This is a genomic window from Streptomyces sp. 11x1 (assembly GCF_032598905.1).
GTDB lineage: Bacteria > Actinomycetota > Actinomycetes > Streptomycetales > Streptomycetaceae > Streptomyces.
This window is the reverse complement of sequence record NZ_CP122458.1, coordinates 3,317,200-3,343,514: the sequence shown is the minus strand read 5'-3', so window position 1 is coordinate 3,343,514 and position 26,315 is coordinate 3,317,200. Positions and strand designations below refer to the sequence as shown.

Below are 26,315 nucleotides of genomic sequence, written 5' to 3'. Positions count from 1 at the left end.
TCAGCCCTCCCGCTTCCAGCCGGCGCCCCAGGCGGGGGCGGGCGACGGGCTCGCCACCGGGGTGCCGTCGTGCGCGTGGTACTCCACCGACTCGGCGGTCAGCCGCATGAACGCCTCCTCCAGTGACGCCTGTCGGGGGCTCAGCTCGTGCAGCACGATGCCGTGCCGGCCGGCCAGTTCGCCGATCTGCTCCGATTTCCCGCCGTCCACCTCCAGGGCTCCGTCGCCCGTCTGCACGACCATGACACCGACGGTGTGCAGAGCGTCGAGCAACTGTTCGTGCTGCGGGGTGCGGATCCGCACGTACGACCGTGAGTTCTGCTGGATGAACAGAGCCATGGAGGTGTCGGCGAGGAGCCGGCCCTGTCCGATCACCACGAGGTGGTCGGCGGTCAGCGCCATCTCGCTCATCAGGTGCGACGACACGAACACGGTCCGGCCCTGGGCCGCGAGGGACTTCATCAGGTTGCGGATCCAGTGGATGCCCTCGGGGTCGAGGCCGTTGACGGGCTCGTCGAACATCAGGATCCGCGGGTCGCCGAGCAGCGCGCCGGCGATGCCGAGCCGCTGTCCCATCCCCAGCGAGAACCCCTTCGCCTTCTTCCGCGCCACCGACGTCAGTCCGACCGTGTCCAGCACCTCGTGCACGCGGGCCCTGGGGATCCCGTTGCTCTGCGCGAGGCACAGCAGATGGTTGAAGGCGCTGCGGCCGCCGTGCATGGCCTTTGCGTCCAGGAGCGCGCCGATGTACGTCAGAGGGTCCCTCAGGCGGTCGTAGTGCGTGCCGTCGATCCGGACGTCCCCGGCCGTCGGGCGGTCGAGCCCCAGGATCATGCGCATCGTCGTCGATTTCCCGGCGCCGTTCGGCCCGAGAAAACCGGTCACGAGTCCGGGCCGCACGGCGAAAGTCAGATTGTTCACCGCGACCTTCTCGCCATACCGCTTGGTCAGCCCGTCGAGCTCGATCATGCGGTCACGCTAAAACGGCCGCAGAACCCCTGCCACCGGAGTACTGATGACCACGGTCCAGCCCCCACAAGGGCCGTGGGGAACTGCGCGACCAGCCACGTACGGCCGTCAGCCGCGCGACAACAGAAGCCCCCGAGCTCTTGGGCATCGCCATCACGGCTGGGCGGCGCCCGTCACCACCCCCGAACACCAAAGGCCCGCGCCCCCCGGAGGGGAGACGCGGGCCCGAAGGTGCCTCTTCCGGCCGTGGCCGTCAGGCGACCGTGTTACCGGGACTGCTGGGCCGGAACCCCGCGGGAGATCGGCTCGTCGTCGGTGACCGGCGTGCCCGCGGCGGCGACCGCCGCACCCGTGAGGGTCGCCAGCATCTCGCGCACGTTCGTCAGCTGGGCGTTGATCGAGTCGCGGCGGTTGGTGAGCGCCGCCAGCTCGCGCTCGGATTCCGAACGGATCCGGTCCGCCTTGGCGTTCGCGTCCGCGACGATGTCCTCGGCCTGACGCTGCGCGGTCTCCACCGTCTGGCGGGCACGGCGCTCGGCGTCGGTGCGCAGCTTCTCGGCCTCCAGCCGCAGCTGCTCCGCGCGGTGCTCGATCTCCGCGAGACGCTTCTCGGCCTTCTGCTGACGCGACGCCAGGTCGCGCTCGGACTGCTCGCGGCGCTTGGCGAGGTTCGTCTCGAAGTCGGCGGCGGCCTGCGCGGCCTTCGCACGGGTCTCCTCGAAGAGGGCGTCCGCCTCCTCGCGCTTGGACTGCGCGTCCTTCTGCGCCTCGGCACGCAGCTGCGAAGCGTCGCTCTTGGCCTTCTCGACGATCCGGACGCCCTCGTCCTCGGCCTTGGCCTTGCGCTCCGCGGAGAAGGACTCCGCGTCGTTGCGCACCTGCTGGGCCGCCGACTCGGCGAGCTCACGGTGCTGCTCGGCGGCGCGGCGGGCCTCCTCGCGCAGGTCCTTCGCCTCCTCCTCGGCGAGGCGGAGGATCTTCTCGACGCGCGCGCCGAGACCGGCGTAGGACGGCTCGGCGTCGGTCACCGCCGCCTGGGCGTTCTGCGTCTCGAGGTGGAGCTCCTCGATGCGCTTCTCCAGAGCGGTGATGCGGGCGAGAGCGGAGTCACGGTCGGAGACGAGCTTGGAGATACGTTCGTCCACCTGAGCGCGGTCGTATCCACGCCGCACAAGCTCGAAGCCGTAGGGGGAAGTGTCGCTCATGGGGTTCCTGTCGAATGAGACCGGTGAGGTGATAGGTGGAATCCTAGGGGGCGAAGCGGCGTGTCATCGAGCAGATGCACGTTTGATCTGGAGAATGACACCCCTTTTGAGTGGCCGACCATCGAAATACTTGCCAGAAACTTTGCGTAAAGGCCCTGAAAGCACAGACGGCACAGATGGCAAGCACAGAACGAGCACAAATTGATGTCCGTAGCGCCAGGGCGGGGCGGGAAGATACCCGCAACGCCCCGGCACCGCTAGCCGTCTGACGACTTGCCACCCGAACGAGTCGCACCCGCCGCGGCACCCGTCTTGACTCCACCGTCCTTGCCGCTCGACGGGGCCTCAAAAGACTCCAACGCCACCAGGACGTCCTGGACACGGGAGATCTCGGCATTGATGTCCTCGCGGCGACGGACCAGCACCTCCAGCTCGCGCTTGCCCTCCTCGACCGTCCGGCGGGCCTCGCGGATCGCCTCGGCCTTCAGCTCCTCGGCCTCGCGGACGAGCGTGGACTTCTTCTGCTCGGCCTCCTTCAGCAGGCCCTCGGCCTTCTTCACCGCGGCGATACGCACCTTGCCCGCCTCGGAGTTCGCCTCGGAAACGATCTCCTTGGCCTTGGCCGTCGCCTTCTCCAACTGCTCCTCGGCGGCCTTGATGAGCGCGTCGCAGCGATCACCGGTGGATTTCATCGTCTCGGCGGCCTCACGACGGGCCCGCGTGTGCAGCGCCTCGATCTCGGCCGTGATGCGGTCGCGCAGCTCCTCGGCCCGCTCCCTTATGGCGGTCGCGTCCCGGCGCGCCCCGACCAGCAGCTCGTCGGCGTCGGTGCGGGCCTTCTCCACCCTGGAGTTGCCCTCGACGGTCGCCTCGGCGACCAGCCGCTCGGCCTCCTTGCGGGCCGCGCCGACCATGGAGTCGGCCTGCCCCTCGGCGTCCGCGGTGGTCTGCAGGGCCTGCGTCTGCGCCTCGGTGAGCAGCTTGTCGGCCTCGGCCGCCGTCTCCGAGATGAGCTTGTCGACCTGCTCGGCGGCCTCGGAACGCCGCTTGTTGGCGTCCTTGCGGGCCTGGTCAAGGGTGTTGTCGGCCTCCTCGCGGGCGTGCGCCATGAGCCGGTCGGCCTCCGCCTCCGCCTCGGCCCGCGCGCGCTCGGCGTCGGCCCGGACCCGCTCGGCGTGCGCTTGCGCGGAGCCCACCGTCTCGGCGGCCTCGGCCCGCAGCCGCTCGGCCTCGTCGGTGGCCTCGCCGACCAGCCGGTCGGCCTTGGCGACGGACTCGGCCCGGACCCGCTCGGCCTCCTCGTTGGTCTCCCGGGTGAGCCGCTCCGCCTCGGCCGTCACCTCGGTGATCAGGGTGTCGGCCTGGGTCGCCGCGTCCGAACGGATGCGGTTGGCGTCGTCGCGGGCCTCCGCACGGGTGCGCGAGGCGTCCTGGTCGGCCCGCGCGACGGTGTCCGAGGCCTCCGTACGGACCCGCTGGGCGTGCTCGGACGCGTCGCTGCGCACCCGCTCCGCCTCGGCGATGGCCTCCGCCACCGTGCGCTCGGCGAGCGACTTGGCCGCCTCCGACTCCTCCCGGGCCTCGCGGCGCACCCGGTTGGCGTCCTCGGTGGCCCGCTCCCGCTCCGCGTAGGCGTCGGCGCGAACCCGGTCCGACTCCTCCTCGGCCTCGCGGCGCATCCGGTCCGCCACGTGCTCGGCCGTGTTGCGCAGCCCGGCGATCTCCTCCTGGGCCTGCTCGTGCAGCCCGGCGACGGAGTCCCGCACCTGCTGCGCGTGCTGCTCGGCCGCCGACACCATCTCGCCGGCCCGCCGCTCGGCCTCCTCGACCAGCCGTACGGCCTCGGTCTGGGCCTCCTCGACGCGCTTGCGCGCCGAGGCCAGCAGCTCCTCGCTCTGCTCGCGGGCCCGCAGCCGCTCCTGGTCGGCCTCCTGCCGGGCCGCGCCGAGGAGCTCCTCGGCCTCGCGGCGGCGCCGGGCGGCCTCCTCCTGCGCGGCGGCCAGCGTCTCCGAGGCCTCCGTGGCGAGCCGCTCGGCCGCGGCCTGCGCCTCCGCCCGCACCCGGTCGGCGGTGTCCTGCGCCTCGGACTTCAGCCGCTCGGCCTCGGCCGCCGCCTCCGAGCGCAGCCGTACGGCGACGGCCTCGCCCTCGGCGCGGGACGCCGACGCGTCGGCCGCGGCCTCGTCGCGCAGCCGCTCGGCCTCGGCCTCGGCCTGCGCCTGGAGCGTACGGATGCGCTCGGCGGCCTCGGACCGCAGCCGGTCGCTCTCCTCGCCGGCCTCGCGGCGGATCCGCTCGGCCTCGGCGCGGGCGTCGGCGAGCGCCTCCTCGGCGGAGGCCAGCCGTGCCTCGGCCTCGCTCTGCAGCCGGGTCAGCTCCTCGGCCGCCTCCGCCTTGCGGGCCTCGACGCCGCGCTCGGTCTCCTCGCGCAGCTCACGGGCGGCCCGCTCGGCCTCGGCCTTCAGCTCCTCGGACTGCTCCTCGGCCTCGGCGCGGTGCCGCTCGGCCTCCTTGCGGGTCCGCTCCAGCGTCTCCTCGGCCTGACGGCGCAGCGTCGAAGCGCGTTCGATGGCCTCGGTGCGGACCTTCTCGCTGTCCGCGGTGGCCGTCTGCCGCAGCTCGTCGGCGTCCGTGCGGGCCTTGGCGAGCAGCTCCTCGGCGGTCTTGGCCGCCTCCTCGATCTGCTGGACGGCCTCCCGCCGGGCCTCGGAGCGGATCCGCTCGCCCTCGGCGACCGCGTCGGAGCGCAGCTGCTCGGCCTCGCCGCGCAGCCGGCGCGCCTCCTCCTGCAGCTCGACCGTCTTGGCGCGGTACTCCTCGGTGTCGTCCTTCGCCGTGCCCTTGAGCTGTTCGGCGATGTCGTGGGCCTCGGCGCGCAGCCGGTCCGCCTCGGCCTCGGCCTCGGCGCGGATGCGCTCGGCCTCCTCTATGGCGGCCTTGGTGGTGTTGCGGGCCTCCTCGGACGCCTTGTTCAGCACGTCCTCGGCGGTCTTGGCGGTCTTGGCGAGAGCGGAGGCGGACTCCTCCGCGGTGATCGAGCGGGCCTTCTCGGCGGCCTCGGCGAGCAGCTTCTCCGCCTCGGCCCTGGCGTCCGCGACGACCTCTTCGGCGGACGCCTTGGTGACCTCGGCCTCCTTGGTGGCCTCCTCGACCAGCCGGGCGACCTGTTCCTTGGCCGTACGGGTGCGCTGCTCGTTGGTCGACTCGGCGCCGGCGACGGCCTTGGCCGCGTTCTCCTTGGCCTCCGTGACCAGCTTCTCGGCCTCGGCGCGCGCCTCGCGCAGGGCCGCCTCCGCCTCCGCCATGCGCTGCTCGGCGGTCCGGCTCAGCTCGGCGGCCTGGCGGCGCGCGGAGTCCGACTCGGTGGCGGTGGAGGTGCGCAGCTGCTCCGCGTGCTCGGTGGCCTCCTGGGCCTGCGTGGACGCCGCGTTCAGCAGCCGCTCGGCCTCGGCGCGGGCCCGGCGCAGGATCTGGTCGGCCTCGCTGCGGGCGGCCTCCGAGTCGCTCTGCAGCCGCTGGCGGGCCTCGGCGGCGAGCCGCTCGGCCTCGGCACGGGCGGCGGCCAGCGCCTGCTCGGCCTCCGCGCGCGACTCGTCGACGAGCCGGCGGGCCTGGGACTCGCTGCGGGCGCGCAGCTGCTCGGCCCACGCCACGTTCTCGTTGACGTGCGACTCGACCGTCTGCCGGCGCTCGGAGAGCTCCTGGTCGAGCTGCTGGCGACGGGTGACCGCCTCCTGGTGCAGCTCCGCCTGGAGCCGCGCGGCCTGCTCGGCGTGCTCCTGGAGGATGCGCTGCGTCTGCGCCCGGGCCTGGCTCAGCTCGCGCTCGGCGTCCGCGCGCAGCTGGTCGGCCTGCATCTGGGCCTGGCGGAGCATCTGCTCGGCCTGGTACCCGAGGTCGCCGCCGCTGTCGTAGGCGGGCCGGGACATGAGGGTGCGGCGCGCCTCGTGCAGCTTGGCGCGCAGCACCTCGACCTGGTAGCCGAGGTCCTCGGCGTGCTGGATCGCCTTTTCCCGCTCGGTCTTCAGCCGCTCCATCTCGGCCTCGAACCGAGAGAGGTGGTCGACGTCAGCCGCCGGCTCTCGCTCCTGGCGTTCGTAGCCCCGCACTGCGCGGTCCCATCCGTCCCCTGGTCGCAACCTCTGGCAAACGAGCTCCGTCCAACCGCCGAACGGGGCCCCCGGGGAATGGTGTCAGATCAACGGCGGAGCACGGGCTGCCGCCCTCACCCTCGTCCCCCGAAACCTGGACCCCGGCCCTAGGACAGGCACTGATGGATCTCCGCGCTGCCCTTGGATCCCGCTCCTCGGAAGGCGGCAGGACCCGGGCCGTCCCCCTCGAAGGCGACGGCCGACCCCAACCCTACCGGCCCATATGTACGGGGGTCAGTGCTCAGGTGACTCAACTGGCGCCGAAGTGACCAGTTCTGTCAGTACGCCATGACAATCCTTGGGGTGCAGGAACGTGATCCGTGACCCCATGGAACCGATTCGCGGCTCCTCGTACAGGACGCGTACGCCCTTGTCCTTGATCGCGGCTGCCTCACCGTCGACATCCGCCGTACCGAAGGCGATGTGGTGGACCCCCTCGCCGTTCTTGGCCAGCCACTTCGCGACGGTGGAATCCTCGCGGGTCGGCTCCAGAAGCTGCAGGTAGGAGGCACCGCCGTCGTCCGTGCTGTTGATCTTGAGCATGGCCTCGCGCACGCCCTGCTCCTCGTTGACCTCGGAGTGGTACACCTCGAAGCCGTACGTGGCCCGGTAGAACTCGACGGTGGCGTCGAGGTCGAAGCAGGCGATCCCGATGTGGTCGATTCGCGTCAGCATGGTGTCAGTGCAGCGCTCATACGACGGTTACGCAACGTGCGCGCGATCACACCGACGGCCCGGTGACGGCACGGAGTGCCACTCAGTACATTCGAAGTAAACCCTCGTTCACTCACTCCTCGGCTGTGCAAGCTGGAAGGGGATCGCACCTCATGACTGGAACGAACGGCACGACCTCGGTGATCGTCGCGGGCGCCCGTACGCCCATGGGACGGTTGCTCGGTTCGCTGAAGTCCTTCTCCGGAGCCGACCTCGGCGGCTTCGCGATCAAGGCCGCCCTGGACCGTGCGGGGATCGGCGGCGACCAGGTGCAGTACGTGATCATGGGCCAGGTGCTCCAGGCCGGGGCGGGGCAGATCCCGGCGCGCCAGGCCGCGGTCAAGGCCGGCATCCCCATGAACGTGCCCGCGCTCACCATCAACAAGGTGTGTCTGTCGGGCCTCGACGCCATCGCGCTCGCCGACCAGCTGATCCGTGCCGGCGAGTTCGACATCGTGGTGGCCGGCGGCCAGGAGTCCATGACCAACGCCCCCCACCTGCTCCCGAAGTCCCGTGAGGGCTACAAGTACGGGGCGATCCAGATGCTCGACGCGATGGCGCACGACGGGCTCACGGACGCCTTCGAGAACATCGCCATGGGCGAGTCGACGGAGAAGCACAACACCCGTCTCGGCATCGGCCGTGACGAGCAGGACTCGGTGGCCGCCCAGTCCCACCAGCGGGCCGCCGCCGCGCAGAAGAACGGCCTCTTCGACGCCGAGATCACGCCGGTGGAGATCCCGCAGCGCAAGGGCGAGCCGGTCGTCTTCAGCCAGGACGAGGGCATCCGGGGCGAGACGACCGCCGAGTCCCTGGGCAAGCTGCGTCCGGCCTTCGCCAAGGACGGCACGATCACGGCCGGCTCCGCCTCGCAGATCTCCGACGGCGCCGCCGCCGTGGTCGTGATGAGCAAGGCCAAGGCGGAGGAACTCGGCCTCACGTGGCTCGCCGAGATCGGCGCCCACGGGAACGTGGCCGGTCCGGACAACTCGCTCCAGTCCCAGCCGTCGAACGCGATTCAGCACGCCCTGAAGAAGGACGGGCTGGAAGTCGCGGACCTGGACCTCATCGAGATCAACGAGGCCTTCGCCGCCGTCGCCGTGCAGTCAATGAAGGACCTCGGCGTGTCCCCGGAAAAGGTGAACGTCAACGGTGGCGCGATCGCCCTCGGGCACCCCATCGGCATGTCCGGCGCCCGGCTCGTCCTGCACCTCGCCCTGGAGCTGAAGCGGCGCGGCGGCGGGGTCGGCGCGGCGGCGCTGTGCGGTGGCGGCGGTCAGGGTGACGCACTGATCGTGCGGGTACCCAAGGCCTGAGGCCCGTCGTTCCAGGTGTACGGGCTACTCGGATCGGAGCCGTGATGCAGGACGTCCCCACGCTGGTGGCACAGGCCAGGGAAGGGCGGCCCCGGGCCGTCGCCCGGCTGATCTCCCTGGTGGAGGGGGCGTCCCCGCAACTGCGTGAGGTCATGGCGGCACTGGCGCCGCTCACGGGCGGCGCGTACGTCGTGGGCCTCACCGGCTCGCCCGGCGTGGGCAAGTCCACGTCCACGTCGGCGCTGGTGACCGCGTACCGCAGGGCCGGCAAGCGGGTCGGCGTGCTCGCCGTCGACCCGTCGTCGCCCTTCTCGGGCGGCGCGCTGCTCGGCGACCGCGTCCGGATGTCGGACCACGCCTCCGACCCCGGCGTGTACATCCGTTCGATGGCGACCCGTGGTCACCTGGGCGGCCTCGCCTGGGCGGCCCCGCAGGCGATCCGGGTCCTGGACGCGGCGGGCTGCGACGTGATCCTCGTCGAGACGGTCGGGGTCGGCCAGTCCGAGGTGGAGATCGCCTCCCAGGCGGACACGTCCGTGGTGCTCCTCGCTCCCGGCATGGGGGACGGCATCCAGGCGGCCAAGGCGGGGATCCTGGAGATCGGCGACGTCTACGTCGTCAACAAGGCCGACCGGGACGGCGCGGACGCGACCGCCCGCGAGCTGAACCACATGCTGGGGCTCGGTGAGAGCCGTGGGCCCGGGGACTGGCGGCCGCCGATCGTCAAGACGGTGGCGGCGCGGGCGGAAGGGGTCGACGAGGTCGTCGAGGCGCTGGAGAAGCACCGGGCGTGGATGGAGGAGCGGGGGGTTCTCGCGGGGCGGCGCCGGGCTCGTGCGGCGCGTGAGGTGGAGACCATCGCGGTGACCGCCCTGCGGGAGCGGATCGGGGACCTGCACGGGGATCGGCGGCTGTCTTCCTTGGCCGAGCGGATCGTGGCGGGGGAGTTGGATCCCTATCGGGCGGCGGATGAGTTGGTGGCGGGGCTGACGGAGGGCTGACGCCGGGGTTTTCTCGCCCCCGCCGCCCCTACCCTTCCCATCCTCCGGGGGCCCACGCGCCCCTTCGCCCCCGCGTCAAAGATTCGGGGCTCCGCCCCGGACCCCGTTCGCGCAGTTCCCCGCGCCCCTGAATACCCCCGCGCGCCTGCTAACTTGGCCGTATGTTCCCTCACATGGCGTAGAGGCGGCCCCCGCCCCGCACGCGACATCACGTCGCCCCGCGGGGCTCCGGTGCCCCTCGACACGCCTCCCGTGAGGAACCCTCCGCATGTCCGCGACCTCCCCGCGGCCCTCGTACGCCGCGGTGCTCCGCATCCCGTACGCCCGCCGCACCTTCGCCGCCGCACTCGTCGGCCGGCTCTCCTACGGCATGGTGCCGCTCGCCGTGCTGCTCGCCGTGACCCGCGCGACGGGGTCGTACGCCGTCGCCGGCACCGTCATGGCCCTCTTCGGGGCCACCAGCGTCCTCCTGTCGCCCGCGAGGGCGGCACTCGTCGACCGGTACGGCCCCCGCCGGGCACTGCCACCGATGGCCTCGCTGTACGCCGCGCTGCTCGTCCTGCTGGCCGTGGCGACCTGGCGGCCGGGCGCCCCGGCCCCGGTACTCGGCGCGGTCGCGGCGGCGGCGGGCGCCTGTACGCCGCCGCTCGGGCCGACGATGCGCACGGTGTGGAGCGAACTCGCCGCGGAGCGGGGGCTGTTGCCGCGCGCGTACAGCCTCGACGGGGTCGCGGAGGAACTGCTGTTCGTGTCCGGGCCGTTGGTGGTGGGCACGGTCGTGCAGTTCGCCCCTCCGGCTGTCGCCGTGGCCATGGGGGCCGTGCTGGTGGCGGTCGGGACCTTCGGGTTCGTCGTCTCCCCGGCCGTGGCGCGCCTTCCGGGGCGGGGCGCGGTGTCCGAGAAGCCGACGGGCCGACGCCGGTCGGTCGTCACCGGCATCGTGCCGCCCGTCGTCGCGGCCGGCGGTGCCGGGCTGGCGCTCGGGGCGCTCGACCTGCTCGTGCTGGCCTTCGCCGAGCAGCGGGGCCATGGGGACGGCGTGGTGGCCTGGATCTTCGCCGCGCTGTCCGCCGGGAGCGCGGTGGGCGGGCTGCTGTACGGCGCGGTCGAGTGGCGCTCCGGTGCCCGCGTACGGCTCGCGCTGCTGACGGCGGGGCTGGGGCTCGCCCTCGCGGGTGCGGGGCTCGCCCCGAACCTCGCCGTCCTCACCGGCGCCGTCGTCTGCGCGGGCCTCTTCGTCGCCCCGGCCCTCACCACCGCGTACCTCGTCGCCGACGCCTCCGCCCCGCCCACCGCCCGCACCCGGTCCGGCGCCTGGGTCAACACGGCCGTCAACGCGGGTATCGCGACGGGGGCCGCGGCCTCCGGGCTGCTGGTGGACCGCCTCTCTCCCGCCCTCGGCTTCGCCCTGGCGGGCGCCACGGCCCTTCTCGCGGCGACCGCCGTGGGAGTGGGGAGCCGACGGGACCGCGCGACCGGGCCGGAGGCGAGAGCGGAGGACTCGGTCGCGGCGCTTTCCTGACGGGCCGTCGGGGGCCATCCCCGGCAGCGTGTGCGGGCGAGGCGTCCCCGGCCGCGTGAACGGCAGTAGGGGCACCCGGTGTCGGGTGCCCCTACCTGGGGGTGAGGAAGGCCGCGTGCCTCCGGGGGGAGGAGGCGGCGGGCTTCCCGGCGTGGAGGAGGGGCGGGCTCCCGAGGTGTGGGGGAAGGAGCGCCGGTCCTCCTGGGGGTGACGTCCGGTCGAGGGGGTCGGCCGGGACGTTCCTCCCGGTGGTTTCGTCGGACCCGAGGGATCAGTCCTCCGTGCGGTCGGCGGTGAGCTTGCCGGAGTCGAGGTTCACCCGCCAGTCGCTGCCGGTGCCGTCGGCGGCGGTGGTGTCGACCTCCCAGGCCTGGTCCGCGCTCTCCTCGTCGAGGTCCACGGAGGTCACCGTGCCCTTGCCGGCGGCGGCCTCGGCGGCCTCGGCGGCGGTCACGGAGGCGCCCTTCAGCGCGGTCCGGATCTGCTGGGTCTCGGCGGCGTCGTCACCGTCGTCGTCGTGGTCGGCGTGCGAGCCGAGGACCTTGCCGGTGCCGGGGTCGACCTGGACGCTGAACCACTTGCCGCCGCCGGTCAGCACGTCGACGTCCCAGACCAGGTTCGTGCCCTCGTCGTCGAGGTCGGCGGAGACCGCCGTACCGTCCTTGTGCTTCAGCGCCGTCCTGATCGCCTCGGCGGCCGTGACCTGACCGGCCTTCGCCTCGGCCGCGTTCTCGGCCTTGTCGTCCGCGTCCTGGTCCGTGTCGCGGGCCGCCCGGTCCTCGGCCTTGTCCCCCGCCTTGTCGTCCGCCTTGTCCTGGGCCGTGCCGTCGGAGTCGTCGTTCAGGTCGTCGCGGTCGTTGTCGTCGTTCGAGACCGACACGGTCTTCTTCGCGGGCGCCTTGTCGTCACCCGCGACCGCGATGGCGGTCGCGGTGCCGCCGCCGATCAGGGCGACGGCCGTGACGGTGGCGATGACGATGTTGCGCTTCATGGGGTTCCTCCAGGATGCGACTGGCTGCAACCAGTAACGGATGATGTCGCCGGTTGCAGAGGGTTTGTCAGGCTGATCCGGCTTGCGTGCCTCGTCTGCTTTCGACGGGAACCAATCTGGACGACCGACGCTGAAGCGGACCTGAAGCCCCCTGAAGACCGCTTCAGGTTGGGTTTGCCAAGCTGAACGCATGCGCCTGTTGATCGTGGAAGATGAGAAGCGGCTCGCGGTGTCGCTGGCCAAGGGCCTGACGGCCGAGGGGTACGCCGTGGATGTCGTCCACGACGGGATCGACGGACTGCACCGGGCGAGCGAGGGGTCGTACGACCTCGTGATCCTCGACATCATGCTGCCCGGCATGAACGGCTACCGCGTCTGTGCCGCCCTGCGCGCCGCCGGCCACGACGTGCCGATCCTGATGCTCACCGCCAAGGACGGCGAGTACGACGAGGCCGAGGGCCTGGACACGGGCGCCGACGACTATCTGACCAAGCCGTTCTCGTACGTCGTCCTCGTCGCCCGGGTGAAGGCGCTGCTGCGGCGGCGCGGCCCCTCGGGCGGTGCCTCGCCCGTGCACGCGGTCGGCACGCTGAAGGTCGACACCGCCGCCCGGCGTGTGTTCCTCGCCGAGGACGAGATCACCCTCACCACCAAGGAGTTCTCCGTCCTGGAACAGCTCGTGCTGAGAGCCGGTGAGGTCGTCTCGAAGGCCGACATCCTGGAGCACGTCTGGGACTTCGCCTACGACGGCGATCCGAACATCGTCGAGGTCTACATCAGCGCGCTGCGCCGCAAGCTCGGCTCCACGCTCATCAAGACCGTACGCGGGGCCGGATACAGACTGGAGGGCCGCTCGTGAAGCGCCGCCTGGGCTCGGTACGGGCCCGTGCCACCCTCGCCGCGACCGTCGTCGTCGCCGTGGCCCTGGTCGCCGCGGGTGCCGCCGTCCTGCTGTCGCTGCGGTTCACCCTCACCGACAAGGCGGACGCGGAGGCCGACTCCGTGGCCCGCAACGCCGCCTCGGCACTGGCGAACGGGTTCGCCTACGCGGAGCTGAGGCTGCCGGACGGCGACGAGAACCCGGTCGAGGTGTTGGACGTCGACGAGAAGCCCGTCGCGGTCGGCGAGGACGTCGAGGGCATGGACGTGACCGCCATCGACTCGGACCGGCTGAACTCCGAGACCAACGACGACGCCGACGACCGCGCGGAGGGCGACCGGGACGCCGAGGACGAGGGCACCCTGAAGGCGGGCGATGTCGCCGACGAGACCTGGTACGGCGAGGGGACCGCGACCGTCGAAGGGGCCACGGCGGACTACCGGTTCGCCGGGGTCGAGGTGGTGACGCCGGCGGGTGTGCCGCTCACCGTCTACGCGGGTGCCCCGCTCTCCACCGAGAAGGACGCCGTCGGCACCGCGCTGACCACGATGCTCATCGGGCTTCCGCTGCTGCTGCTGACCGTCGGCGGGGTGACGTACGTCGTCACCGGGCGGGCACTGCGACCCGTCGAGGGCATCCGTACGGAGATGGCGGCGATCACGGCCTCCGAGGACCTCTCCCGGCGCGTCCCCGAGCCGGACACGCACGACGAGGTCGCCCGCCTCGCACGGACCACGAACGAGACGCTGGCCGCGCTGGAGGCCTCGGTGGAGCGGCAGCGCGCGTTCGTCGCGGACGCCTCGCACGAACTGCGCAGCCCCATCGCCTCGCTGCGCACCCAGCTGGAAGTGGGCGCCGCGCACCCGGAGTTGCTGGACCTGGACGGGGCGGTCGAGGACACCGTGCGGCTGCAGAGCCTCGCCGCCGACCTGCTGCTGCTCGCCCGCCTGGACGCGGGGGAGCGGCCGCCGCCGGACGCCCGGTTCGACCTGGCGCGGGTTGTACGGGAGGAGGTGGCCTCCCGGGAGGGCGTGACCCTGGACGGCGTGGACTCGGTGGAGCTGCGCGGCTCGCGCAACCAGATCTGCCGCGTCCTCGGCAACCTCCTGGACAACGCGGACCGCCACGCCCGCGACCGGGTCGCCGTCACGCTGCGGACCACGTCCGACTGGGCGGTCCTCCAGGTGGCGGACGACGGCACGGGCGTCCCGCCGGCCGACCGTGAGCGCATCTTCGAACGTTTCGTCCGCCTGGACGAGTCCCGGGCGAGGGACGACGGCGGCGCGGGCCTGGGACTCGCCATCGCCCGGGACATCGCCGTACGCCATGGAGGCACCCTGACGATCGGCGACGCCCCGGGCGGCGGAGCCCTCTTCGAACTGAGGCTGCCGATGCGACCCCCGAGCCCTTAAGGGGCGCGGGGAACTGCGCGACCGGCCACGACGAACCCGCAGCCGACACCGACCCGCAGTCCCCCGGCGCTCGACCTCACCCCGAGCGGAGCGCTACGGCTTACCGCGGTGGCTTCGGAGATGCTCCGCGATCGGGACCAGCGACTTGTGCAGCTCCGCCATCGCCTCCTCCGACAGCAGGTCGATGAAGTGCCGCCGCACGGAGGCGACATGATGCGGCGCCACCCGCTGCATCGTCTCCATGCCGTGCTCGGTGAGCACGGCGAACAGCCCGCGGCGGTCGGACTCGCAGTTCTCCCGGCGCACCAGGTCGGCGTTCTCCATCCGGGTGATCTGGTGCGAGAGGCGGCTCTTGGACTGGAGCGTGGCGGCGGCGAGGTCGCTCATCCGCATCCGCCGCCCCTCCGACTCGGAGAGGTTCACCAGGATCTCGTAGTCGTTCATTGTCAGGCCGAACGGCTGCAGGTCCCTTTCGAGCTGGTGCGTCAGCAGCCTGTTGACGTCCAGATGGGTGCGCCAGGCGCACTGCTCCGCATCGGTCAGCCAGCGCGTGGCCGTTTCGGTCTCCATGAATGAAGTCTACCTAAAATGTTGAAAGGCGAACTAGTGAGGGTTCGTCGGTGCCACTCGTACGGACAGGTCGGGTCTTACGGGTGTGGAGCATGGCAACGCGCACACGTTCGATGTCACACTCCGCAGACTACCGCTCACAGCCCGAAGCGACGCTGGAGGTCCCCCAGCTGTCCGGGAAGGCGCGGTGCCCCCGCCGGCTGTCCGGGATGCCCGGGTACCCCACCGCCACCGGGTACGCCCGGCTCGTGCGGGACCATGCCCGTGGCCTGCTCGGCCATGAGCGTCTCGGACGACTGGAGCAGCACCGTGCCCGCCCCGACGAACTCGAACTGGTGCTCCTCGCCGGACGCCCCGCCGATGCCCGTCATCGCACGTAGACCGCCCATGACACCGGCCATGTAGCTGTGGTCGTAGTGGTGGCACGGCGAGGGGCAGTCGGCCCACCCGACCAGGGCCTGCGGGTCGACCCGGATGGGGGGTTCCATGAACACCACCGGGCCGTTGGAGGCCGCCACGAACTTGCCCGTGCCGATGAGGGTCAGAAAGCCCGGGACGATGGACTGCTTCAGCGCAAGACTTGGCTGAAAAGCGAGGAGGTTGCCCGAGCGAATGGTGAGGTTGCCCTCCTCCAAGTCATACGAATTGACGTCGAAGGCCCGGTCGGCGAGGAGCATCTTGCCGGATCCCTCGGCCACGACCCAGTCGCTCGCGTGCAGAGGCGAATGGAACGACGTACGGACGAGACCGCCGAGACGGCCGTGCCCGATGCCGTTGAACTCCATCTGGCCGTAGTAGGCGATCATCTTGCCCTTCTGCAGGAACCACTGGCTCCCCTTGAGCTCCACGCAGAAGGTGTAGTTGTTGACGTTGTCGTCGGACGGCAGCGTCATCGGGTCGTGGACGGTCGGTCCGGCGACCGGGGCCCCGTACATGCTCACAGCTTCTCCTCCGAGGCCTGGACGTACACCGCACCACTGCCGCTCAGCTCCAGCTGGAACGCCTCGCCTGAGCCCCGGCCCACCATGTCGCGCCAGCCGAGCGCGGTGGACAGCTTGTTGCGTACGTCGCCGTGGTGCGCCACGTACGCCTGCGGGTCGACATGGACCGGGCGCTGGGGGGTGATCGGGACCTCGATCACCCCGCCGTGCGCCATGACGGCTACGGCGCCGTGGCCCTTGAGGGTCGTGGTGAAAAGGCCCTGGCCCGTCACCTGACCCCGGACCATGCCCATGACGCCGCCCTGCGAGCCCATGAACATCGTGCCCTGCTGGAGGGTGCCGTCGAAGGCCAGCAGGCGGTCGGCCTCGACGTAGAGGGTCTCCCCGGTCAGGTTGATCACCTGGATGTGGTGACCGCCGTGCCCGAACAGGACCGTGCCGCTGCCCTCGACGGTCATCAGCGGGGTCGCCTCGCCCGCCACCCGGCGGCCGATCATCGACGCGATACCGCCCTGGCTGCCCTGCATGTTGGGGGTGAACGACACTTCGCCCTTGTAGGCGAGCATCGCGCCGCGCTGGCTGAACAGCCGCTGGCCCGGCAGCACGGTCGCCTCGATCATCTTCGAGTTGATCTCACGGAAGGCCATGTCAGACGTCCCCCGCCACCGTGTTGCGCTCGCTGGGCTGGACATAGACGAGTCCGTCGCCCTCGAAGCGGATCTGGAACGCCTCGCCGCCGCCCTCGCCCATGAACGTGCGGAACGTCACACCGGACTGGAAGGACTGCTGGAGGCTGCCCTGGTGCGCGATGTACGCCCCCGGGTCGACCGTCAGCGGGTACTGGTGGCTCACCCGGAGCACCACCGCCGGGCCGTCGGACATGATCGCCGCCTGGCCGTGGCCCTCGACGGTCGTGGTGAACAGGCCGTTGCCCTGCGAGGCGCCGCGCAGCCCCGTGAAGCTCGTGCCCGTACGCAGCCCGGAGTCCGTCGCGAGCAGATTGCTCGACTCCACGTACAGCTTGTCCCCCTGAAGATTCACGAGGTTGATCTCGGAGGCCCGGTCCGCGAACCAGCAGGTCCCTTGCCCGGTCACCTCCATCAACGTCATCTGTTCACCCGTGAGGCGCCGCGTCACCATCCCGCGCAGGCCCTCACCGCCGCCGCTCAGCTTCTTGAACGACATCTGACCGTCGTACGCGACCATCGAGCCGTTCTTCGCCTTGACGGCGTCCCCGGTCATGTCGACGGCCAGCACCTTGCTGCCTTGAAGTCGGAACATTGCCACGGGGTGACGTTAACCGGCCGATGGCCGGACAGGACAGGGCCCAGAGGTGGATCTCGCCCCTGAAGGGACCCCAGGGGCACCCTAGGGGGCCTCCCGGAGGCGGCGGATGTCAGAATGGGCCGAGCTTGTGCTTCCGTTCACAAAGACCGAAGGTGACCCGTGGACATAAAGACCGCCTCCGCTCTCCGCCGCCTGCGCCTCGTCTCCGCCCCCGAGGCCGTCTCCTTCCTGCTGCTTCTCGTCTGCTCGGTGCTGAAGCGGACCACGGAGTTCAACGCGGTGCCTGTGATGGGCTGGGTCCACGCCATCCTCTTCATCCTGTACTTGATCTTCTGGGCCGACGCCTGGAACCGCACGAAGTGGTCGCTGAAGACCGCCGTGCTCTACTTCGCCCTCGCCGTCCTGCCCGCCGGCGGCTTCTTCGCCGAGCGCAAGCTGCGCCGTGAGGCCGAGGACGCGGTGATCGCCGGCCGTGCCCGCAAGGAAGGGGTTGTGAACGCGTGATCGTCGCCTTCTCCGTGACCCCCCTCGGGGTCGGCGAGGACGTGGGGGAGTACGTCGCCGATGCCGTACGGGTCGTCCGTGAATCGGGGCTGCCGAACCGGACGGACGCCATGTTCACCTCGATAGAAGGTGACTGGCAGGAGGTGATGGACGTCGTGCGCCGAGCGGTCGCCGCCGTCGAAGCGCGCGCGCCCCGGGTCTCCCTCGTCCTCAAGGCCGACATCCGCCCCGGTGTGACGGACGGTCTCACCTCCAAGGTGGAGACGGTGGAACGCCACCTGTCCGAGCCGTCGTAGCGGCGTCCCGCACGCGGTCTCCGTTCTGAGAACCCGACCCCGGTCCTTTCGGACCGGGGTTTTCTCGTGCCGTGCTGTTTGAGCGATCGCTCAAATCGGAGTACGGTCCTGTCCAGCAGATTGAGCAGTCGCTCAAAAATGGCTCAGCGACGGCACTGACCTGGGGGAACGGGGATGGGGCTCTACATCGAGGCGCGAGTACGGGCGGACCTGGAGGAGGTGTGGGCCCGTACCCAGGAGCCGGCCCTCCACCAGCGGTGGGACCTGCGCTTCACGGAGATCGACTACCTCCCGCGCGGCGAGGGCGAGCCGCAGCGCTTCCGGTACGCCACCCGCGTGCTCCCCGGCCTGACGGTCGCCGGGACCGGTGTCTCGGCCGGGGAGAAGGAGCGCCCGGACGGCACCCGGACCTCGGCGTTGCGGTTCGCCTCGCCGCACCCGCTCTCCCTGATCGCCGAGGGCAGCGGCTACTGGCGCTACGTCCCGGACGGCGCGGGCGTCCGCTTCCTCACCGGCTACGACTACCGCCCCCGCTGGGGCCGCCCGGGCGCCCTCGCCGACCGCGTGCTGTTCCGCCCGCTCATGGGCTGGGCCACCGCCTGGTCCTTCGACCGCCTCCGCCTCTGGCTGGAGCGGGACATCACCCCCGAACGCGCCCTGCGGCGCTGGCTGGCCGAGGCGGTCGTGCGCGGGCTGATCGTCGTGGCCGCCTGCGCCGGGCTCGCGTACGGGGCGCTGGGGGAGCCGGCGGGCGTCCTGGCGCCGCTCGCGCTGTTCGCGACACCGGTCCTGGCCGTGTCGGCGGTGCTGGCCGCCCTGCTCGTACCGCCGCTGCCCGGCACCCCGTCCGCCCGGCGCTGTGTGCGGAAGGCACCGGCACGCGCGCGTGAGCCGCGTCTGCTCGCGACCCTGAAGGGATGACCGGCATGGATGCCACGACACCGGGGACCGCCCCGATCGCATCGACTTCGGCTCCCTCGACTTCGTCGGGCTCGCCCCTCTCCCCGGGTTCCCCGGCCTCGATCTTCCGTACGGTCATGGGGGCGGACTTCGACCGGCTCCACCCCGAGCTGCGCCGCCGCTTCTCGGTCGGACTGGCGAGCGGGCAGGCGTGCACGGGCCGGGGGGTGATGGACCGCGTCTGGCACGGGCGGGGCCTGGTGAAGCCGTTCCTCGCGCTCGGGGGCACCCGGAACATCCTCGTCCCGCGCGAGGGGCGCGACGTGCCCTTCACCATCGAGAACGTGCCGTACACCGACGGGTTCGGCCGTGAGACGGTGACCTTCGTGCGTACCTTCGACCTGCCGGGCCGGCCGCGTCGGTTCGACGCCCAGATGGTGCTCAGCCCCAAGGGCGACCGCGTTCTCGACTACCTCGGCACCCATCAGCACCTCGCCAGCGACCTGCACTTCGCGGCGGAGCCCGACGGATCGCTGCTGATCCGCTCCGGCGAGCACCGCTTCCGGGAGGGGCCGGTCGACGTCCGGGTCCCCGGTCTCATCGGCGGCGACGCCGAGGTGCGGGAGCGGTTCGACGAGCGGACGGGGCGCTTTCGGATCCAGGTGCGGGTGGTGAACCGGCACTTCGGGCCGCTCTTCGGCTATGAGGGCTCGTTCGCCGCGAGCTACCAGGACGTGCGGGTGTGCGGGGTGCGGGCCGGGTTGCGGCCGGTCCGTGAGGAGGCGCGGGCATGAGCAGGGCGCGGGTATGAGCGGGGCGACGATATGAGAGGGGTGCGGGCGTGAGCGCGGCGACGCGGACGAAGCTGTTGGAGGGCGCGCTGCGGACGCTCGTCGAGCAGGGGATCGCCAAGACGTCCGCCCGTTCGATCGCGGCGACCGCCGGGGTGAACCAGGCGCTCGTCTTCTACCACTTCGGGTCCGTGGACGAACTCCTGGCGGAGGCCTGCCGGTACGGGGCGGAGCAGCGGGTCGCCCGGCACCGGGAGCGGATGGCGGCGATCGGCTCGCTCTCCGAACTGCTGGCCTTCGGGCGGGAGATGCATGTGGAGGAGCGGGCGGCGGGGCACGTGGCGGTGCTCGGTCAGCTGCTGGCGGGGGCGCAGACGCATCCTCGGCTGGCGCCGGCGACCGCGGCGGGGCTGGACCTGTGGATCGCGGAGGTGGAGGGGGTGCTGCGGCGGGTGCTCGCGGGGTCGCCGCTCGGGGAGTTCGCCGATGCGCGGGGGTTGGCTCGGGCCGTGGCTTCGTCCTTTGTGGGGCTGGAGTTGTACGAGGGGGTTGATCCGGAGGGGGCGGGGGAGGCGTTGGGGGCGCTGGAGCAGCTGGCCGGGCTTGCCGCCGCGCTGGATGGGCTTGGGCCTGTGGCGCAGCGGGCGGTTCGGCATCAGTTGCGGCGGATCGCGGGGCGGTGAGGCGTGCGTGGTGGGGGCTGTGGGCCGCTGGGAGCGCCGGGATTTCTCGCCCCCGCCGCCCCTACCCCGTCCCATCCTCCAGGGGCTGCGCGCCCCCTTCGGCCCCCCGTCAAAGATTCGGGGCTCCGCCCCGAACCCCGTTCGCGCAGTTCCCCGCGCCCCTTAAAAGAAGTTCCCCGCGCCCCATACAGGGCGACCGAAAGGCGAGACGGGGCTGACCGGGATGTGACCGGCCGGTAAGGTCGGTGCCGTGCCGAAGCCGCTCAGCCTCTCCTTCGATCCCATCTCGCGCGCCGACGAGCACTGGAAGCAGCGCTGGGGAAGCGTCCCGTCCATGGCCGCGATCACATCGATCATGCGTGCCCACCAGATCCTGCTGGCGGAGGTCGACGCGGTGGTCAAGCCGTACGGGCTGACGTTCGCGCGCTACGAGGCCCTCGTGCTGCTCACCTTCTCGCAGAAGGGCGAGCTGCCGATGTCCAAGATCGGCGAGCGGCTCATGGTGCACCCCACGTCCGTGACGAACACCGTCGACCGCCTGGTGAAGTCCGGCCTCGTCGACAAGCGCCCGAACCCCAACGACGGCCGGGGCACCCTCGCCTCCATCACCGACAAGGGCCGCGAGGTCTGCGACGCGGCCACCCGTGACCTGATGTCCATGGACTTCGGCCTCGGCGCCTACGACGCCGAGGAGTGCGCGGAGATCTTCGCGATGCTCAGGCCGCTGCGTGTGGCGGCGGGGGACTTCGAGGAGAGCTGAGCGGGCGACCGAGGGGTGCTCGAAGATCGTGCCGGACCTGTGGCTACGCTCGTGCGTATGAAAAAGAGCGTGCTGACCCGCTACCGCGTCCTGGCCTACGTCACCGGTGTGCTGCTGGTTCTGCTGACCCTGGGCATGATCGGCAAGTACGTGCTGGAACTGGACGGCGCCGCGGACTTCACGTACGTGGTCAGCCTCGCGCACGGCTGGCTGTACGTCCTGTACCTGGTCTTCGCCTTCGATCTCGGCTCCAAGGCGAAGTGGCCGGTCAAGAAGCAGATCTGGGTGCTGCTGGCGGGCACGATCCCGACGGCCGCCTTCTTCGTGGAGCGCAAGGTCAGCCGCGAGCTGGAAGCGAAGATCGAGGACAGCTCGCTCGCGACCGCCAAGGCGTAGACGATTTCACCGCCGTGCGGACGCGCACGGCGGTCTGTCGTCGACATTTACTAGGACGTCCTAGTAAATTGGTGGTATGGACGCTGACGCCATCGAAGAGGGCCGCCGCCGCTGGCAGGAACGCTACGACTCCGCGCGGAAGCGGGAGGCCGACTTCACGACGCTCTCCGGGGACCCGGTGGAGCCCGTGTACGGGCCCCGGCCGGGGGACGTGTACGAGGGCTTCGAGCGGATCGGCTGGCCGGGGGAGTACCCCTTCACCCGCGGGCTGTATCCGACCGGCTACCGGGGGCGGACCTGGACGATCCGCCAGTTCGCGGGGTTCGGGAACGCCGAGCAGACGAACGAGCGGTACAAGAAGATCCTCGCCAACGGCGGTGGAGGACTGTCCGTCGCGTTCGACATGCCGACGCTCATGGGGCGGGACTCCGACGAGCCGCGCTCGCTCGGTGAGGTGGGGCACTGCGGGGTCGCCATCGACTCCGCCGCCGACATGGAGGTGCTGTTCCGGGACATCCCGCTGGGCGACGTCACCACCTCCATGACGATCAGCGGGCCCGCCGTCCCCGTCTTCTGCATGTACCTCGTGGCCGCCGAGCGGCAGGGCGTCGACCCGGGCGTGCTCAACGGCACCCTGCAGACCGACATCTTCAAGGAGTACATCGCGCAGAAGGAGTGGCTCTTCCAGCCCGAGCCGCATCTGCGCCTCATCGGCGACCTCATGGAGCACTGCGCGGCCGAGATCCCCGCGTACAAGCCGCTCTCCGTCTCCGGCTACCACATCCGCGAGGCCGGGGCCACGGCGGCGCAGGAGCTGGCGTACACGCTCGCCGACGGCTTCGGCTACGTGGAGCTGGGGCTCAGCCGGGGGCTGGACGTCGACGTGTTCGCGCCCGGGCTGTCCTTCTTCTTCGACGCGCACGTCGACTTCTTCGAGGAGATCGCCAAGTTCCGCGCGGCGCGCCGGATCTGGGCGCGGTGGATGCGGGACGTGTACGGGGCGCGGACCGAGAAGGCCCAGTGGCTGCGGTTCCACACCCAGACCGCCGGGGTCTCGCTGACCGCGCAGCAGCCGTACAACAACGTGGTCCGTACGGCGGTGGAGGCGCTGTCGGCGGTGCTCGGCGGGACCAACTCGCTGCACACCAACGCCCTGGACGAGACGCTGGCGCTGCCGTCCGAGCAGGCTGCGGAGATCGCCCTGCGGACGCAGCAGGTGCTGATGGAGGAGACCGGGGTCGCCAACGTGGCGGATCCGCTGGGTGGTTCGTGGTACGTCGAGCAGCTGACGGACCGTATCGAGGCCGACGCCGAGAAGATCTTCGACCGGATCAAGGAGCGGGGGCTGCGGGCGCATCCGGACGGGGTGCACCCGATCGGGCCGATCACGTCCGGGATCCTGCGGGGGATCGAGGACGGGTGGTTCACCGGGGAGATCGCCGAGTCCGCCTTCCGGTACCAACAGGCGCTGGAGAAGGGGGAGAAGCGGGTCGTCGGGGTCAACGTCCACCACGGCTCCGTGACCGGGGACCTGGAGATCCTGCGGGTCAGTCACGAGGTGGAGCGGGAGCAGGTGCGGGTGCTCGCGGCGCGCAAGGGGGCGCGGGACGACGCGGCGGTGCGGTCCGCGCTCGACGCGATGCTCGCGGCGGCGCGGGGTGGGGCCAACATGATCGGGCCGATGCTGGACGCGGTGCGGGCCGAGGCGACGTTGGGTGAGATCTGCGGGGTGCTGCGGGAGGAGTGGGGGGTGTATACGGAGCCGGCGGGGTTCTAGGGGGGCGTCAGCTCGGGGGCGCGTCGTCGGGTGCGGGCGTGTGGGGGCTGGTCGCGCGGTTCCCCGCGCCCCTGGACGGAGGGGCTTCGCCCGCTCCGTCCAGCCCTCGCAGCAGCAGGGCCGTGAAGCTCCGGGCCCACTCCTCGTCCGCCGGTTCCGCGCTGACCAGGGTGCGGTGGACCACCGCACCCGCGACGACGTCGAAGATGAGGTCGACGGTGCGGGCGGCGGTGGCGGGGTCGGACTCCGGGGGGAGTTCGCCGCGGAGCTGGGCGCGGGCGCGGCCCTCCAGGACGAGGCGTTTCTGGCGGTCGACGATGGACGCGCGGATGCGTTCGCGCAGGGCGTCGTCGTGGGTCGATTCGGCGACGACGGCCATGAGGCCGCTCTTGGCCTCCGGGCGGGCCAGGATCGCCGCGAACTGAAGCACCACGCCCTCGATGTCGGCCGCGAGGCTACCCCGGTCGGGGAGGCGCAGTTCGTCGAAGAGTTCCGCCACGGCGTCCACGACGAGTTCGTTCTTGCCGGTCCAGCGGCGGTAGAGCGTCGTCTTCGCGACACCTGCCCGGCCGGCCACGCCGCCCAGGGTCAGCCCCGACCAGCCCAGCTCGACCAGCGCCGCACGGGTCGCGGCCAGGATCGCGGTGTCCGCGGTGGCGCTGCGCGGACGGCCGCCCGTGGCGCGGGGGGCGGGGGTGCTGCTCTGCATCTGCCGACCATATCCGGCCGTTGTCCAAGTCCTGCCCGTCGTCGTGAGGCAGATCACCGCGGAGTGGGTACTGAGGGATACAGGAGAGGCTCCGGGACCGTTACGCTACGACTCGTAGCGAAAGCCTGGTGGGCTCCTGGCCCAGGATGCTTTTCACCTGCGTGCTCGGAAGGGGGAGGATGTACTCATGCAGCCACGGAACATGTCCATGAGCGGAGTCGTCGACCTCGCCGCGGTGAAGGCGGCCCAGGAGGCCAAGGCGAAGGCGGAGCAGGCGCGCGCCGAAGCGGCCCGGCAGGGCGGAGGAGGGGCGGTCTCCCCGGCCGACCTGGTCATCGACGTCGACGAGGCCGGGTTCGAGAGCGAGGTCCTGCAGCGGTCCACCGAAGTCCCCGTCGTCATCGACTTCTGGGCCGAGTGGTGCCAGCCCTGCAAGCAGCTCAGCCCGGTGCTGGAGCGCCTCGCCGTCGAGTACAACGGCAAGTTCGTCCTCGCGAAGATCGATGTCGACGCCAACCAGATGTTGATGCAGCAGTTCGGGATCCAGGGGATCCCGGCCGTGTTCGCCGTCGTCGCCGGTCAGGCGCTCCCGCTCTTCCAGGGAGCCGCCCCCGAGCAGCAGATCCGCGCGACCCTCGACCAGCTCGTCCAGGTCGCCGAGCAGCGCTTCGGGCTCACCGGCCTGGTGGTGGACCCGGACGCCGAGTCCGGCGCCCCCGTGGAGGCGGCCCCGGAGATCCCGGCCGGCCCTTACGACCACCTGCTCGAAGCCGCCGTACGAGCCCTGGATGCGGGCGACTTCGGCGGCGCGGTGCAGGCGTACAAGAACGTACTGAGCGACGACCCGGGCAACACCGAGGCCAAACTCGGCCTCGCGCAGGCCGAGTTGCTGCAGCGCGTGCAAGGTGCCGATCCGCAGGACGTGCGCAAGGCGGCCGCCGAGAACCCCGGTGACGCGCAGGCGCAGATCGCGGCGGCGGACCTCGACCTCGTCGGCGGACATGTGGAGGACGCGTTCGGGCGACTCATCGACACGGTGCGGCGCACGGCCGGTGACGACCGGGAGGCCGTACGGCTGCGGCTGTTGGAGCTCTTCGAGGTGGTCGGCGGTGACGACCCGCGGGTGGCCGCGGCGCGTCGGTCGCTGGCGCGGGCCCTGTTCTGACCTGTCCGTGACCCCTGCCTCGGCTGAGCGTTGGCTGTGACGGGCCGAGGCCCCGGGGGGCTCGTGAACAACCCCGTTCCCGGGGTGCCGGGACGGGTGGTGCGCGAGTGAGAGATTTGGCGACACAGCGATACCGCGGCCGCGCTTTACCAAATCTTGGTAATCGCGGCCGCTGTTACTGGCAGTAAGAGAAACCCGTCGTTCTGTCGGACTCTGTCCGACTGTCCGCCCATGTGTCGCCTCACTCGGTGCCACCCAGGGGCGCTGGCCGGTGCCGATGGGTCGTTGTTCGGTTATCCGTCCGTTACTAGCCAGTAACGACCCCCCTTGCGGGGGCGGCGAGAATGCACCACGATCGGCGACGCTCGGTCCTGTCCCGTGCCCCGCCAGCCAGTCGGGTCAACGGGTTTTCTGGGTCCCCACCGAGTAGAGCGGGCGACAGTGGCGCCGGCTCTTGGGCAGGGGGGTCTCCGCCAACCGCGGAGCCTGTCCAGCAGGTTGTGCGTGATGCGTGTCAGGCGCGACCAGTGGTTGTCGCTCGGGGGTGATCGCCGGTGATTCGGGCGCTTTTCGCGCCACCGAGCGCGGGCGCTCTCCTTCCCGAGGACGTAGCACTTCTCCCATCCCTGTCCGGCCGAGCCGCCGCCAAGGGGCGAGCCGGTGTCAGGAGATGTACGTCCGAGAAGGAGGAAATATGGAGTCCCAGGTGCGTGGCGGGACCAGATGGAAGCGGTTCGCTGTGGTCATGGTGCCCAGCGTCGCCGCCACGGCAGCGATAGGTGTCGCCCTCGCGCAGGGTGCTCTCGCCGCGTCGTTCAGTGTGTCGGGCCAGTCGTTCAAGGTGACGGCCGGTCAGCTCGACGGCACGGGCTTCTCGCAGTACGGAGCGCTCGACGAGGGCTACACCCTCAAGGGCGAGAAGACGGTTCACCCCGTCGCCGTTTCGGCGTTCAAGTCCGCGACGATCACCAACATGTGCCAGTCGGTCGTCACCCCGGGTGTCCCGCTGCTCGGCAGCGTCAGCCTCAAGCTGACCGCCGGTACCGGTGGCAAGAAGGTCGAGGCCGAGAACCTCTACATCGACGTCGAGGACCTTGAGGCGGACGCCGTCTTCAAGGGCATCGACATCGGTGTGGCGGCCAAGGACGCCAACAAGGGTCCGGGCATGAAGGGTGGCTCGGAGCAGGCCAACCCCTACGGGTTCGCGCAGCAGGCCGACTCGGCCTCGCTGACCGGCGTGAAGCAGACGGCGTGGGCGACCACCGCCGGAACCTTCAAGCTGAGCAACCTGAAGATGTCGCTCCACAAGGGCGTCGTGGAGTGCTACTAGGCACTCCCTGGGCGGGTGAGGGGGCCTGCGCTTCCTCGCCCGCCC

25 protein-coding genes are annotated in these 26,315 nt (G+C 71.2%); 15 read left to right on the top strand and 10 right to left on the bottom strand.

From position 1 onward, the window contains the following. From P8T65_RS14320 to mce, 4 genes are all read right to left on the bottom strand, one after another. A complete protein-coding gene (locus P8T65_RS14320) occupies window positions 1-969 on the bottom strand; it encodes an ATP-binding cassette domain-containing protein (RefSeq protein ID WP_316725782.1) in 969 nt (322 codons plus the stop codon). A gap of 266 nt (window positions 970-1,235) precedes the next feature. Continuing rightward, the gene (locus P8T65_RS14315) at window positions 1,236-2,174 is read right to left on the bottom strand and encodes a cellulose-binding protein (RefSeq protein ID WP_013000631.1); all 939 of its coding nucleotides are present in this window, start codon (window positions 2,172-2,174) and stop codon (window positions 1,236-1,238) included. 257 nt (window positions 2,175-2,431) lie between these two features. Beyond that, complete coding sequence (gene scy / locus P8T65_RS14310; protein ID WP_316725781.1) at window positions 2,432-6,283, bottom strand: polarized growth protein Scy; 3,852 nt, start codon at window positions 6,281-6,283, stop codon at window positions 2,432-2,434. Window positions 6,284-6,559: 276 nt separating this feature from the next. Then, on the bottom strand, window positions 6,560-7,000 hold the full coding sequence (mce, locus tag P8T65_RS14305) for a methylmalonyl-CoA epimerase (RefSeq protein ID WP_184899498.1): 441 nt from the start codon (window positions 6,998-7,000) through the stop codon (window positions 6,560-6,562). Between the two features lie 152 nt (window positions 7,001-7,152). Here mce and P8T65_RS14300 point away from each other — a divergent pair, with 152 nt between their 5' ends. From P8T65_RS14300 to P8T65_RS14290, 3 genes are all read left to right on the top strand, one after another. After that, window positions 7,153-8,355 (top strand): acetyl-CoA C-acetyltransferase, encoded by a 1,203-nt coding sequence (locus P8T65_RS14300; protein ID WP_184899500.1) that lies wholly within the window; start codon window positions 7,153-7,155, stop codon window positions 8,353-8,355. A gap of 44 nt (window positions 8,356-8,399) precedes the next feature. Next, complete coding sequence (meaB, locus tag P8T65_RS14295) at window positions 8,400-9,356, top strand: methylmalonyl Co-A mutase-associated GTPase MeaB (RefSeq protein ID WP_316725780.1); 957 nt, start codon at window positions 8,400-8,402, stop codon at window positions 9,354-9,356. A gap of 268 nt (window positions 9,357-9,624) precedes the next feature. Continuing rightward, a complete protein-coding gene (locus P8T65_RS14290; RefSeq protein WP_316725779.1) occupies window positions 9,625-10,878 on the top strand; it encodes an MFS transporter in 1,254 nt (417 codons plus the stop codon). 271 nt (window positions 10,879-11,149) lie between these two features. Here the strand turns inward: P8T65_RS14290 and P8T65_RS14285 are convergent, their stop codons facing one another. Further along, the gene (locus P8T65_RS14285) at window positions 11,150-11,869 is read right to left on the bottom strand and encodes a PepSY domain-containing protein (RefSeq protein WP_316725778.1); all 720 of its coding nucleotides are present in this window, start codon (window positions 11,867-11,869) and stop codon (window positions 11,150-11,152) included. Between the two features lie 190 nt (window positions 11,870-12,059). Here P8T65_RS14285 and P8T65_RS14280 point away from each other — a divergent pair, with 190 nt between their 5' ends. Continuing rightward, window positions 12,060-12,728: a response regulator transcription factor gene (locus P8T65_RS14280; RefSeq protein WP_184899507.1), complete on the top strand. Its 669-nt coding sequence runs from the start codon at window positions 12,060-12,062 to the stop codon at window positions 12,726-12,728. Beyond that, window positions 12,725-14,161, top strand: a complete 1,437-nt coding sequence (locus P8T65_RS14275; protein WP_316725777.1) for a HAMP domain-containing sensor histidine kinase — start codon at window positions 12,725-12,727, stop codon at window positions 14,159-14,161. The genes P8T65_RS14280 and P8T65_RS14275 overlap by 4 nt, the downstream gene beginning before the upstream one ends. Before the next feature lie 93 nt (window positions 14,162-14,254). Here the strand turns inward: P8T65_RS14275 and P8T65_RS14270 are convergent, their stop codons facing one another. From P8T65_RS14270 to P8T65_RS14255, 4 genes are all read right to left on the bottom strand, one after another. Beyond that, window positions 14,255-14,731 carry a MarR family winged helix-turn-helix transcriptional regulator gene (locus tag P8T65_RS14270; protein ID WP_184899511.1) on the bottom strand — a complete coding sequence of 159 codons (477 nt, stop codon included), beginning with the start codon at window positions 14,729-14,731 and terminating at the stop codon, window positions 14,255-14,257. Window positions 14,732-14,868: 137 nt separating this feature from the next. After that, entirely contained in the window at window positions 14,869-15,666 is a 798-nt protein-coding gene (locus tag P8T65_RS14265; protein WP_316731584.1) for an AIM24 family protein, read from the bottom strand. 2 nt (window positions 15,667-15,668) lie between these two features. Then, entirely contained in the window at window positions 15,669-16,319 is a 651-nt protein-coding gene (locus tag P8T65_RS14260; protein ID WP_316725776.1) for an AIM24 family protein, read from the bottom strand. Between the two features lies 1 nt (window position 16,320). After that, window positions 16,321-16,953 (bottom strand): AIM24 family protein, encoded by a 633-nt coding sequence (locus P8T65_RS14255; RefSeq protein WP_316731583.1) that lies wholly within the window; start codon window positions 16,951-16,953, stop codon window positions 16,321-16,323. 165 nt (window positions 16,954-17,118) lie between these two features. On the opposite strand from P8T65_RS14255, the gene P8T65_RS14250 reads away from it, so the two are divergent. From P8T65_RS14250 to P8T65_RS14215, 8 genes are all read left to right on the top strand, one after another. Then, window positions 17,119-17,463: a DUF3817 domain-containing protein gene (locus P8T65_RS14250; protein ID WP_316725775.1), complete on the top strand. Its 345-nt coding sequence runs from the start codon at window positions 17,119-17,121 to the stop codon at window positions 17,461-17,463. Then, window positions 17,460-17,759 (top strand): MTH1187 family thiamine-binding protein, encoded by a 300-nt coding sequence (locus P8T65_RS14245; RefSeq protein ID WP_316725774.1) that lies wholly within the window; start codon window positions 17,460-17,462, stop codon window positions 17,757-17,759. The genes P8T65_RS14250 and P8T65_RS14245 overlap by 4 nt, the downstream gene beginning before the upstream one ends. A 174-nt stretch (window positions 17,760-17,933) precedes the next feature. After that, the gene (locus tag P8T65_RS14240) at window positions 17,934-18,680 is read left to right on the top strand and encodes a hypothetical protein (RefSeq protein WP_316725773.1); all 747 of its coding nucleotides are present in this window, start codon (window positions 17,934-17,936) and stop codon (window positions 18,678-18,680) included. A gap of 116 nt (window positions 18,681-18,796) precedes the next feature. Further along, on the top strand, window positions 18,797-19,453 hold the full coding sequence (locus tag P8T65_RS14235; protein ID WP_316731582.1) for a DUF4166 domain-containing protein: 657 nt from the start codon (window positions 18,797-18,799) through the stop codon (window positions 19,451-19,453). Window positions 19,454-19,500: 47 nt separating this feature from the next. Continuing rightward, window positions 19,501-20,133 (top strand): TetR/AcrR family transcriptional regulator, encoded by a 633-nt coding sequence (locus P8T65_RS14230; RefSeq protein ID WP_316725772.1) that lies wholly within the window; start codon window positions 19,501-19,503, stop codon window positions 20,131-20,133. A 250-nt stretch (window positions 20,134-20,383) separates the two neighbouring features. Then, window positions 20,384-20,893 carry a MarR family transcriptional regulator gene (locus P8T65_RS14225; protein ID WP_316725771.1) on the top strand — a complete coding sequence of 170 codons (510 nt, stop codon included), beginning with the start codon at window positions 20,384-20,386 and terminating at the stop codon, window positions 20,891-20,893. A gap of 57 nt (window positions 20,894-20,950) precedes the next feature. Beyond that, the gene (locus P8T65_RS14220; protein ID WP_184899520.1) at window positions 20,951-21,289 is read left to right on the top strand and encodes a DUF3817 domain-containing protein; all 339 of its coding nucleotides are present in this window, start codon (window positions 20,951-20,953) and stop codon (window positions 21,287-21,289) included. Window positions 21,290-21,365: 76 nt separating this feature from the next. Continuing rightward, entirely contained in the window at window positions 21,366-23,066 is a 1,701-nt protein-coding gene (locus P8T65_RS14215; RefSeq protein ID WP_316725770.1) for a methylmalonyl-CoA mutase family protein, read from the top strand. Window positions 23,067-23,073: 7 nt separating this feature from the next. Here P8T65_RS14215 and P8T65_RS14210 read toward each other — a convergent pair whose 3' ends face one another. Then, a complete protein-coding gene (locus P8T65_RS14210; RefSeq protein WP_316725769.1) occupies window positions 23,074-23,775 on the bottom strand; it encodes a TetR/AcrR family transcriptional regulator in 702 nt (233 codons plus the stop codon). 187 nt (window positions 23,776-23,962) lie between these two features. Between P8T65_RS14210 and P8T65_RS14205 the strand changes: the two genes are divergently transcribed. Next, window positions 23,963-24,940, top strand: a complete 978-nt coding sequence (locus P8T65_RS14205; RefSeq protein ID WP_316725768.1) for a tetratricopeptide repeat protein — start codon at window positions 23,963-23,965, stop codon at window positions 24,938-24,940. 694 nt (window positions 24,941-25,634) lie between these two features. Continuing rightward, window positions 25,635-26,270 carry a DUF6230 family protein gene (locus tag P8T65_RS14200; protein WP_230220458.1) on the top strand — a complete coding sequence of 212 codons (636 nt, stop codon included), beginning with the start codon at window positions 25,635-25,637 and terminating at the stop codon, window positions 26,268-26,270. Window positions 26,271-26,315 lie beyond the last annotated feature (45 nt).